This is a genomic window from Chryseobacterium rhizosphaerae (assembly GCF_003385455.1).
In the GTDB taxonomy this organism is placed as follows: domain Bacteria; phylum Bacteroidota; class Bacteroidia; order Flavobacteriales; family Weeksellaceae; genus Chryseobacterium; species Chryseobacterium rhizosphaerae.
Map to the genome: position 1 here is coordinate 64,052 of NZ_QNUF01000016.1, position 12,604 is coordinate 76,655.

General features: G+C 37.6%; 5 protein-coding genes. All 5 read left to right on the forward strand.

The window, feature by feature from the left end; translation table 11 throughout:
- The first annotated feature begins 9 nt into the window (after window positions 1-9).
- Window positions 10-6,231, forward strand: coding sequence for a hypothetical protein (locus tag DRF57_RS14185; RefSeq protein ID WP_115919204.1), 6,222 nt, complete (start codon window positions 10-12; stop codon window positions 6,229-6,231).
- A gap of 83 nt (window positions 6,232-6,314) precedes the next feature.
- Complete coding sequence (locus DRF57_RS14190) at window positions 6,315-7,985, forward strand: hypothetical protein (RefSeq protein WP_115919206.1); 1,671 nt, start codon at window positions 6,315-6,317, stop codon at window positions 7,983-7,985.
- A gap of 65 nt (window positions 7,986-8,050) precedes the next feature.
- Complete coding sequence (locus DRF57_RS14195; RefSeq protein ID WP_115919208.1) at window positions 8,051-9,511, forward strand: hypothetical protein; 1,461 nt, start codon at window positions 8,051-8,053, stop codon at window positions 9,509-9,511.
- A 2-nt stretch (window positions 9,512-9,513) separates the two neighbouring features.
- A complete protein-coding gene (locus tag DRF57_RS14200; protein ID WP_115919210.1) occupies window positions 9,514-11,325 on the forward strand; it encodes a hypothetical protein in 1,812 nt (603 codons plus the stop codon).
- Between the two features lie 2 nt (window positions 11,326-11,327).
- Complete coding sequence (locus DRF57_RS14205; RefSeq protein ID WP_115919212.1) at window positions 11,328-12,602, forward strand: hypothetical protein; 1,275 nt, start codon at window positions 11,328-11,330, stop codon at window positions 12,600-12,602.
- Window positions 12,603-12,604 lie beyond the last annotated feature (2 nt).

The following is a 12,604-nucleotide window of genomic DNA, read 5'->3' on the forward strand; positions in this document are numbered from 1 at the left end:
AAATCTAAAATGAGTTTTTTTAAATATCATAATTATTTCAATTCCAGTGCCAATTCAGGAATCAGTTCTTCTACAAAGAACCAGGGAAATGTAATGCAGGTGGGAGCGATGGACACATCAGGATTGATTACAGTTCTGGATGAAAGCGGTAGCCTGAAATGGAATAAAGTGTTTACTTCTCTTCTGGGAGGAGATACCAAATTTATCAAGGTAATGCCATTTACAAACGGTGAGTTTGCGGTTTTGGGAATGACCTCCTATAAAACTCCTGTTGTGATGAGAATCAAAGGAAATGGAGAAATACTATGGTGTAAAAGTTTTCCATCGATTGAAACCGATGAAAAACGCATTTATGCTGATATATTTATCGATTCAATGGTTTATCTTACTTTTTATAATGTAAACACAAAGACCAGCGGAACTCTTCTGTTAGGCTGGGATGGAAAAGTAGAGTCAAGAACAGATATTATTAATAACGGTACTCCAGGGGCAACCCTGGAAGTTACCGGAATCAGTACCTACAGTGAATTGGTTTTCATCAGTGCGAATGAAACCCTTAATGGAGTAAAGCGTGGGGTATTATTAGCAGGGCAGGTATATTCACCAGCAGACACTGCTGATTATGTATCAGCCGGAGGAACTCCTATTGTTTTGAATGGAGTGTATTGCCGCCCTACTCAGGGCGGATACCAGCTGCATATGTCCGGTAAGTTAAATACAACTCCTGTTTTAGTGGGAGCTGATAAAAAAGTGCTTTTATATGAAGCCTGGGAAGGTCAGCTGGTAACATTTACCTATGGAAAAGACTTTTTCTATGCCCGTACAGGTGCTGGTCAGAAGTTTTGTTTCTCTTCCTATGATTATATTCCTCAATGGGTAAAAAAATCAGAAGGTAAAGAGTTTGTGATTGATCAGATTGTAGGTAATGAGGTAACGGTTAGAGGTTTGTATAACTCTTATTATACGGGGCTTGTTGCCAATACAATTAATACCTGTAACACTTCTCCTATCAGTAATTTCCAATTGTCAAAAAAGGATCTTCAAACAGAAAAAGCTCCCTACAACTATTCCAGAGTAGATGTTAAGGAAGAGTATATCAATTTTAATATTACCGATAAACCTTATACCAGTACAAATGCGTGTGGTTCAGATGGAGGTGATGGAACGACAGTTACTTTCAATGAATTTTCAGGATTGCAAACCCCTAATTTATATCTTCAGGCTGCCGGATCCAAAGGAGACGACAGTACAAAAGGAATTCACCTGAGATGGGGATTCGGAGGAAAATTAGGAGAAAATCATCTTCCTAAAGGGAAATTGGCATCTACTAAAAATAATTTCAACAAACCTGATGACTTTGTAAAAGTATACAGAACCCTTTATACAAAGGAAATTTTTACCCTAGACTTTAAACAGGCTCCTCAGCTTATTGATGAAAGTAAGAAGATGTGGATGTATAAGTTTAATAATGACAATAGAATTTTTTATGTCTATTTCAAAAATAAAACAAAATACACACAGGTAAGACAATCTGTTAATCCGATGGCTGATCCACTTAAATTCATGCAGCTATATGGTAATGAGATTGTAGAGGTTCTTTGTAAGACAGATATTTTCTTTGCTGCAGAATTAAATGTAAATGATCAGAATCCTAATTCACAAGTTGAATTGGAGGCACTTTCTGTAGCAGAACCCAATAACTTATCCCAACAGCAGCTTTCGTATAGAGCAATGCCTTACGGTAATGATCTCGCTAATACTTATTTTAATGCTGAGAACGGAAAGACACTGCGTTTCAGAGCTACCGCCTGTGTTGTCGCCGGAGTTCAATTTGAATTCTATTCAGATTTTATCATCAGTAGAAATAATGCTAACGCATGGAAGCTAATGGGTGAATTCTCCCTCACTTCTGAAAGAGACACTGCTTTTGAAAGATTAGATCCTTTACCTAAGGAAAATCCTGTTCATGGAGCATGGTTAAGATACAATGATGAAGCCTATGTCAATGTTGAAAATTATCATAAAAAATGGGAACATCCATCTATTGGACCTTTAGACAGGGATATTCAGACGGTAGTCAAAAGATATGTAGAGCTCAGTGATGATCAGCCGAATCCAAAAGGGAATGAAACGATTTCAATTAACCTTTCGCCTACCGGTTCACAACAGGTGGTTGATATTAGCACGAATCTTCCTCAGGAAGGGGATATGCAGGTTTCCAATTTGGATATTTTAAATATTGCCGCTCTGGATTATCATGTGGCAAGAATGCTGGGATTAGGATATCTTGATATCAAGGATGAAGTTTTCGGAAACGAATATATTTATATCACAGAATATTATACCAATAAAGACCTGGATATCAATTCGGATGATAAAACGTATCAGTTACTTTCAATGTCTCTTCCTGTTTCTACTGAAATCGAAAGACTTTCATTGCCGGTAAAGCTGATGAAGCTGAATAAGGGAATGGACTCCGATAATCCACAGTCTGCAGGCTTATACGATGCAGAAGGCTATTCTCATAATGGAAAATACCGTTATATCAGTATCTATAACCAACAGGTTTCTGAGCTTGAAGTAAACCCAGCATTTATGGGGTTGTACCAGAAATTTGATGCATCTTCATTCACATTTCCTGTATACGGAGGTTTGGAGTATCGTGTCGTAGAACCTGGTAAAACAGATGATTATATCTGGATTAAACCGGAGTTGTGCCATGATACCAAGTATCTGAATGTAGATAACTCAGCGAATGCAGCAAATTCTTGGGAAACATTACCTCTTCAGATTCCAGATACCTATGCACCACTGTATATGCATAAGCAGGATAAGAGCGGAACCTATTTTTATAAAGGATATGGGATCAACTGGTTCTCAAGAGCTCAGATTGGCGGAGAAGAACTGTCAATTGATACGAAGATTAAACCTAACAACAGGTTATTACCTCCTACAGCAACCACAGCTTTCCTTATCCAGAAAGAATATCCTGTAACTTTAACTTCTCAGGGAGAGCAGGACCGCAGAAACGTGATTGCAGGTACAGATAAGACGTTGGTAAGACTTGGTTTTGATCATCATATTTATCAGGATGAAGTCGTATATCCTATTTCATTTGACTCTACATTGCCAAATGATTATTATCTGGATCCGAATACAATTTTCCCGGATGATAAAGAAGTAATGGCGGATGAAGTGGAGATCTTCTACAGGAATTACACCATGAAGGAGATTTCTGCAAAGGTTGTAAACATAGAGCATCATCCTGTTAACCAGCTTCTGGCGGATATAAGAACAGCAGATTATATTCTTCCAAGTTCAGGTGGAACTATTCCTTCAGGATCAGGAACACCTGCTCAGCCTTCAATTCCAACCCATATTTTAAAATCAGAAATTCCGGCAGGAACTACCATTAATGATTTTATCGGAGGAATTTTCTTATTGGATTCTGTAAGTTATATCATTAACGGGATCGAAGTGGAGCCCTCGGGATTGAAATTTACCGTGTTCAAAAAAGCACCAAGTGCGGCTATTATTTCAGGAACGTCACCGGTAATTGACCAGAGCAGTCTGGTACTGCCTACATTCAGTCCTGAGACTGAAGGGTTGTTCAATGCTACCGAGAATATGCAGAATACATCAACCTGGGGCGTGAAAAACCCAAATTCATTGAAAGTGAAGATTGGAACCAATGATTGGGGAATCCACAGGGAAGTTATTAATACGCAGCAATCGGACGGATCTGTTCAGAGATTCCTTGAAAAAAGTAGAGGGTTCTGGAAAACAGCAACAGTGGAAAGACATTTTGAAAAAATTGAAAAATACCAGAATAGTAAGGGGGAAATTATCAAATTTCCATCTCCTTATCCTATGGTCCATCAGGGAGTTTATAAAATCACATTCCCAGGATTCAAACTGGCTCAGCATTCTCAGTATTCACCTGGTTTGGATTCTGTAGAGTGGGTAAACGGAATTGTAAGATTATTTACAAATGAGCATTACAATAATAATCAGCCTATTGAATCCAGATCTATTTTTAAAGTTGTGCTTACAGAAAATATAGGAACCAATAATGATTTGGTAGTATATGTTTATGATGAAAACTTCAGAATAGAGGAAGATGCTAATAAGCAGCCAAAATTCATATATGATAATGTCACTTCGATAAAACCTTCTGAGCCGGTAATGGGAGCTAATCTTAAGGTAAATTACTATCCTTCTTACAGAGTGTATCTGTATAAAAACGCAGCTAATAATCTCATTGAAGATGCTGTGTTACCACCAGAAGGTGTTGATGTAAGATATTCGATCTTTGGATTTAAGAGTGTAGATCATGACAATGTGGATATGCAGGGGGCTCAGTATAAATCTAAATTCAGTGTTCCTGCTGTGATGTTTGCCAACAGGATTGTTGAACCTAAGCCACCAAAACAGCCAAAAGGTTCTAAATATGCGACCAGACCGGATAAATATGGAAAGGCTACTTATAGTTTTATCACGGAATATGATCATAAACCATATTCAGTACAATTCTTCAGAGCGAATAATGCAGTATTACTTGCCTCATTATACGAATCTAACACGATTATCACCATTAAAGAAATGCTGAAAAGCTTAGGAGGAAATGATGAAGTCTTTTTCAATAACAGATGGATGAATTTTGTGGATTTCGATATGCTTACAAAGGGTGAAAAAGATGCCTATGAAACTTTCTCTGACATTATGGATGATACTTTACCATTGCCAGACAATATAGTTTTCTTTGCTGCCATTAATGCGTTTATTAAAGAACATAATTCCCATTATGTACTAACCCCTGGTAATCCGCTTTATTCCCACCCGATTGAGGATACGGCAATAGGAAAAATATCCCTTAATGAGCCTATCATTAAAGAGCTTCCAGGTGTTTCTTCAGTATTGTATTTAGGGCATTTCATCAAAGAAGCGATTGTCAACTGCTTCCTGCCACTTACGGAGGTGCCTATTATTTATCAGCAGATTCATAATTTTGATTTCAATGATATGACAGGTCACAGACCTAAAAATAAAAAACAGAGTATCAGGGACGCTTCGGGGTATTTATTACCTACTACTCATCCGGATTTTGACATGGCTCCAATGGCAGCTGTATACAGCCAAGGCCAGGGAGGTACTGCCCATTCGACATTGTTTACCGATTTTACCCTTGACGGGGCCTCGGATAACTTCTACTTCTATGGAGTAAGAGAATTAGGAAATCAGATGCAGATGAGCGAATTCAGTAAATTCCAGGGACCAATTAAACTGGTGAATACCAACCCTGCTGAACCACCAAAGATCTTAAGCTTATTGCCGGTTGTAGACAATGCAACATTAGGAATCTCTGCCAAAGTAAGAATTGAGGTCAATTCTTATACAGATGTACACAAGATCAATGAGATTTCGGTGTACAGGGCAACCAATAAACTGGATGCAGATTCAATATTAAGTATGAAACACATTAAGACAGTGAAGATTACTGATGTAGAAGTGAATCCTGTAAACGGATCATGGACAGTGTATGATGAATTTGAAGATCTGGATGAAAAACCTTATGGTGATCCTCTTTTCTATCGTGTCGTTGCTTCAAGAAAAGTAGAGTACACAACCACAAATTATGCTGTTTCACCTCCGGCGACTAAAAATGTACAGGAACAGGCTCCGTCGTTACCTTCAAAAACTACGGTAACGATGCTGGTAGAAAATTATAACCCTCCAGCACCAGTATTGAGATATCATTCTGAGCCGGTAGACTCTGATGTGATCAATTGGGTGATTCTGTCCTGGGATCAGGTTTGCTATAAAGGGAAATATCACCTTTATAAAATGAGCCCTCAGGGGAACTGGAAAGAAATGGCCAGAATAGATACAGATGAAAAAGATACTTCAAAAGCAAAATTGTATCTGTACGGTAATAATCCGGCAACTAATAAAGAAGAATGGTTCTTTAAGGAAGCATTTGATATGACAGGAAACGAGTTTTTCCTTCCTGTTGAAAAATTAGGACTGGACCCTATGAAAATTAAGGATGCAGAAGGAAGAGTACTTTACCATCATTTCAAAATGGTATCTCAGAATACTTCCAATATGTTCAGTACCGAAGAAAAAATCCTTACGATCTATAAAGAAGAAACCTGGACGGATATCGGAGGTATTTCACATGACGGAACAGACGGAATGATCTTACAGGGAACATTCATTGTAAGGCCCTAACTAAATCCTATTTATTAATAAGATGAAAAAGTTCCTCCTTTCCTATTTGGTGAGGAGGAACGATCATCAAAAAACAACAAATTATGGCAAAAAAAACAATAGCTGCTTTAAAAGAATATTTTAGAGCAGGAAAAAGACCAACAGAAAGCCAGTTTAGTGATTTGATTGATAGCTATGTACATATGGATGCTTTTAATCCTAATGCTTATCTGCCACTCTCGGGAGGAAAAATGTCAGGAGTCTTAAGTTTGGGTAGTAGTAGTGCAACGTGGATTTCCAGAGATTTGTCAGATATATCAGTTAATAGCAACTTTGCTAGATATTTTACAAAGCTAACGGGTTCTAATGGAGATATTGACAGTTTTGGATATTATGGAGCCGTAACAAATACTGGCTCGGTAACGATGAATTGGGGGTTTATTGGTGGAATTGCCTATAATGGGAAAAATGCCATCAGATGGACTCCGGATCAGAGAGTTGCGATAGGAGGTAGTGCTGCGGTAATTCCTACTACAGGATATGCATTAGATGTAATAGGAAATGCATATATAAGAGGAGATGTAGCTTTTGCTGGAGGACTGAATACCTATCAGGGTTCATTGCAGATTCAACATTTAAATGTTAATAAATTAAGGGCAGACAGTGTAAATACTATATTATCAGCATCATCCAATAGTGGTACAAGTGGAATATTTTTAAGACCTGCAGGAGATACAGTTGCTACAAACCAAATTATTATTAATGCAAATGGAACACAGTATGTAGATAATTATAATCTGCTTTTTGGATCTCAAGCAGCTACAGGATCATCTATTTTTCATACTAATGTTTCAGGAAGTAATACATCTGGTTATGGTATATGGATGGCACACAATCTTCAGTTTAACGGAACAGACTTTATTCAGCCAAGAGGAACCTTGAACTCCTGGGCTTTCACAGTCAATAATCATAAAGGTTTTTCATTTAACAAGGCAAACACCAGTGCAGCAAATGGATCAGTGGTACCACTTATTGAATTGGTGAAAATATCAGGTTCAGGGGTGATCAGCACATTAAATAATGGAAGTTCTGACCAATGGAATACAGCTTACGGCTGGGGAAATCACGCAGGAAAATATGTACCCATAAATCATGCTACTCCGGCTAATGCATTACTTTACCAAAATGATATGTTAGCAGTACCGGTAGGGACCTATGTTGCAACGGTTAACTCAAATTCTTCTAATTTGCCTTTTGCACAGGTAGGAGGTCTAATTTCTTTTGGTAACACAGCTCTTTCAACAAGATTACTAGGAGCCAGGGATAACTCAGATAATCTGTGGTTTCAATCAGGTGATGGCAAAGGAGCATGGAGGCAACTTGCATCAAGAGATTGGGTTATTACCCAGCTAGCTTCGGCATCCAAAGCCAAAATGTCATCAGCTGAAATATCCTCCGCACCAGTCAGGGAAACGAGTATATCTATTAAGAAAGAATATGAAATTGATTCAGCCTTTTATCAGGAAATAAACGATGAAACAGAATTCATTACTGTTACAGGTAATCAGCCGTCCGATATGATTTGTAATATAACGGAAGTATATTCTCAACAGGACATTAAAATTATCAATCTATCAACTTCTTCTTTGATTAAACTTCAGATAAAAGGAAGTTCAGCGGTTGTAATAGAGCCAATGAAATACATGAAAATCTATATCACTGGGAATGTAAAAGTAATTAATCTTGGACAGTTTGCTGTAGAAGTTTTGGCTTAAATAAATTAAAATCTTTCCTGTTAAGCCAATAAAAGGAAAGAACAATCATCAAAAAACAACAAATTATGGCAAAAAAAGTAATTATGGCTTTAAAAGAATATTTTAAAGCCGGAAAAAGGCCTACAGAAAGCCAGTTTAGCGATCTTATAGATAGTTATGCCAATTTAGAGGATAAGACTATTTTCCCTGATAATTATAAACATAAAGATTTATATTTCGAATTTCCTGATCAACAAGCCGATATGGCAATAGATGTCCTTCTGGGAAATAACTATCTGAACGGAAGTTTAGTAATTGAAGTTGCAGGTACATTTGCATATCAGACAAGTGTTGGTATTATAAAAAAACAATTTGAGATCGGGCTTAATCCTGATGGAAATCTTTGGTATCCCACTACTTCCAGAATTGTAGAAGCGGAAGGAACTATTTTATATAATATTTACATTGGAGATCTTGTATGGGATTCAGCAAGAAATGAATATAAACTAACTATTTACCATACAAGCAACCGACTGAATCCATATGCTATAAGAATCACACAGTTTTCTTATGATAAAGCATTTGTAGACCAGGCGAGACTTTCTGATGTGTATCATAAACCACTTATTGGACAAAAGAAACATTCGGTACATTATAATGAAAGTATAGGTATTGGAACAGATAATCCTAAGGCCAAATTAGATGTACGGGGAACCGTTTTTGCAGGCCAGGGTGATGGTACACAAGGTATTAATGCATTTGCTATCCGTTATGAAAATGGCTCAGTAAATAACTGGGGCTCATTAAGAAGTGGTGCAGAAACCTATATGAGCTATGGCGCTAAAGCTGATAATCAGACTGCTTATGGTTGGGTCTCAGGTGATGGTACTTTCGCTGGATGTAAGACTGCTGTAACCCTTGGTAATGAAGGGATTAAATTTTTATCTTCTAATTATCTGCAAGTACCCCAGGATTCACCGGTGGCGATGTCAGAGCTTATGAGAATAGTTCCCAACGGAAATGTAGGTATTGGAACAGATAATCCTCTGGCTAAATTAGATGTTGTAGGAGGGGTCAATATTGCAGCTGGATTTCCTATCCAATTAGCCGGACATGCTTCATCTCACGGTTTGAAATATAAAAGGTATAACAGTGATAACTCTTTGCTGGACGGCCCTTTTCTTTATGGTTGGACAGGAGGTGCTTTAGGAATTAAGAAAGATGATAATGAATTCAATGTTTTGAGCTGGAAAGAAAATGGTAATGTGGCTATCCAGGGCAAGGTAGAAGCTAAAGATTTTGTAGTGTCTGCCACGCCTACTGCCGATCATGTTTTTGCAGCCGATTATCATTTAAGAGAGATCGGAGACCTTGAAAAATTTATTTCTGAAAAAAGCCACCTTCCGGAAATCCCTTCTGCTAAAGAAATGACAGATAGTGGATTGTCAGTAGGGGATTTTCAAATCAAATTACTTCAGAAAATTGAAGAATTAACCCTATACATGATCTCAATGAAAAAAGAGATAGATGTTTTAAAATCAAAATAATCATGGCAAGAAAAACAATTGCTGCTTTAAAAGAGTATTTTAAAGCAGGGAAAAGACCCACTGAAAATCAGTTTGGAGACTTAATAGATAGCTATGTGCATCTAGATAGTTCATCTGAGCTTTCAACTATTGTAGAATTTCCTGCAAATTATCAGGTAGGAGACTATGTAGAATTTTTAAATTTTACACCTTCGAATGCCCAGGCAAGTGGTTTTTATGAAATATCTCTGGCATACACCAGAGGAAATATTGCTTGTGGAGCAACTCATATTGCTGCAGTTTCGCATTCAAATCCTAATATCTGGAGAGAATGTGGTGCTATCAATAAAAATAATTATATCGACAGTGAACCTAACTATAGTTTTACGGTTGATGTCAATGGTGGGATAGGTAAATTTCGTGTCCGGGCAATCCATACTTACGGATCTGTAGATCAGGTGCTAAAAGTTTATATTAAAATAAGATCTATTAATAAAAATGACTCATGGACAGTAACAGATAACAGAGGTAATAGTCTTGCCGCTGTTCCTCTTCAGCCCATGACCAATGAGTGGAACGTCTGGGTGGGAAATCTGAATTCTGCAGAAACAGCCAAAATAGGACTGAAAGTAAATGCACAGGGAAATGTTGGAATAGGAACAGCCAATCCTGAGACAAAGCTGAATGTAGTGCATGAAAACTCGTTGAATCAAAATTCGACGATTGCTAAATTTACTACAAATGGTGCGACAGGAGGTAGTAATATTGTGAGCCTTTCTTACCATAACAAAGCCAATCTGGAATTAAATTCTGGATTTTCAGGCTTAGGAAGAAGATACGGGGATTACTTTGACTTTAATATAGAAAATGATAATTCTTATGATCCAAATTTTGGGTCTATCAATTTCGTGACAAGTCAGAATATTCAAATGACCATAAGACCTGGTGGGAATGTAGGAATTGGGACAGCTAATCCAACATCCAAATTAGATGTTTGGGGAAATGTCCTTGCGGGTAGAACTGATGCTACGGAAGGAATCAATGCATTCTCCATTCGTTACGAAAATGGTTCGGTAAATAACTGGGGCTCATTAAGAAGTGGTGCGGAGACTTATATGAGTTATGGTGCTAAAGCAGACAATAAGACTGCTTCAGGCTGGTTATCAGGTAGTGGTTCTTATGCCAGTTATAAAACGGCGGTCACTGCTGGTAATGAGGGGATCCGATTTTTAGCTTCAAATTATCAGAAAGTTGCCCAGGATTCACCAGTGGTTATGTCAGAACTTATGAGAATAGTTCCCAATGGAAATGTAGGAATTGGTACAGATAGTCCGCAGCAGAAACTTGATGTACAGGGAGCAATCATGTCACAAATCAGTAGCAATGAAGGAGGGGCTATCTATTTGGATAACAAGGCTAAAACAGCGCCAAGTAGTGCGAACAGATGGGCTATCTATAATATGACAGGACAATACACCAATAGTTTACAATTCTGGAGTTATCTTAACGATGGTGGAGGTGGAGCCAAACTCGTATTATCAGATGCCGGTAATATGGCACTCTATGGTAAGCTTGAAGCAAAAGACGTAGTGATTACAGCCACGCCTACTGCCGATCATGTTTTTGCAGCCGATTATAACTTAAGAGAGATCGGCGATCTTGAAAAATTTATTTCTGAAAAAAGCCACCTTCCGGAAATCCCTTCTGCTAAAGAAATGACAGACAGTGGATTGTCAGTAGGGGATTTTCAAATCAAATTACTTCAGAAAATTGAAGAATTAACCCTATACATGATCTCGATGAAAAAAGAGATTGATGTTTTAAAATCAAATTAATCATGGCAAAAAGAACAATTACACAATTAAAAGAATATTTTAAAGCAGGTAAAAGACCTACGGAGAACCAGTTTGGGGATCTTTTGGATAGTTATGTACATTTGGATGACCCTAGCGTATTTCCTAATAGTTTTAAGCATAAAGACTTATCTGTTAAGTTTCCCAGTATGGAAAGTAACTTAGCGGTAGATATATTGTTGGGAGCTACAATCAATGGAAATATAGAAATACATGTTGTAGGTGCTTGGAATAGTGAAAACACCGTAGGGATTATCAAAAAGCAAATTATCGTTGGTGCAAATCCTAATGGTGGTATCTGGTATCAGCCTTTATCAAGAATTATAGAAGCATCCGGACTTATTACAGATCATATTTATCTCAGTGATATCGTGTGGGATAGTACTATTGCACAATATAAACTGACGCTACATCATACACGTCAGTCTGGAAATGTATATGCAATCAGGTTGATACAGCATTGTAATTCAACAGCTGTAGTTGATAAGGCAGTGTTATCTGACGTTTATACGAATGTCCTTATCGGTCAGAATAAACACTATGTCAATTACAATGATAGTGTTGGAATAGGGACGAAAGCTCCCCAGTCAAAACTAGATGTTGTTGGAGAAATATTGTCCGGAAGCAAATCTGCAACAGAAGGAGTAAATGCTTTTTCTATAAGATATGAAAATGGATCTTTTAATAACTGGGGTTCTTTAAGAAGCGGGGCAGAAACCTATATGAGTTACGGGGCAAAGGCATCATCTACCACAGCTTATGGATGGGTATCAAGCAACGGAAGTTTTTCCAATTATAAAAACGCGGTTACTCTGGGAAATGAAGGAATAAAGTTCCTGGGAAGTGCCAGTGCACAAAGCGCTATCAATTCACCCGTTGTTATGAACGAATCGATGAGAATCACTCCTAATGGAAATGTCGGAATAGGAACAAAGAATCCTGATCAGAAGCTTGCTGTAAAAGGAAAAATCCATGCTGAAGATGTTATCGTTGATACCAATGTTCCTGCTGATTATGTTTTTCAAAAATATTTTGACGGACAATCTTCTATCAGACCGGATTATCAAATGCCGACCATCAGTGAACTGGAGTCTTTTGTAAAAGAAAATAAACACCTTCCGGAAATTCCTTCCGGAGAAGAAATCGCAAGAGATGGTGTTACCTTAGGAGATTTCCAGATGAAATTACTTCAGAAAATTGAAGAGTTGACACTTTATATCATCTCTCTGAAGAAGGAGATGGATTCAAAACTAAATTAATC

Coding starts and splice junctions, on each gene's coding strand:
- DRF57_RS14185 (WP_115919204.1), top strand. CDS start 10: ATGAGTTTTTTTAAATATCATAATTATTTCAATTCCAGTGCCAATTCA.
- DRF57_RS14190 (WP_115919206.1), top strand. CDS start 6,315: ATGGCAAAAAAAACAATAGCTGCTTTAAAAGAATATTTTAGAGCAGGA.
- DRF57_RS14195 (WP_115919208.1), top strand. CDS start 8,051: ATGGCAAAAAAAGTAATTATGGCTTTAAAAGAATATTTTAAAGCCGGA.
- DRF57_RS14200 (WP_115919210.1), top strand. CDS start 9,514: ATGGCAAGAAAAACAATTGCTGCTTTAAAAGAGTATTTTAAAGCAGGG.
- DRF57_RS14205 (WP_115919212.1), top strand. CDS start 11,328: ATGGCAAAAAGAACAATTACACAATTAAAAGAATATTTTAAAGCAGGT.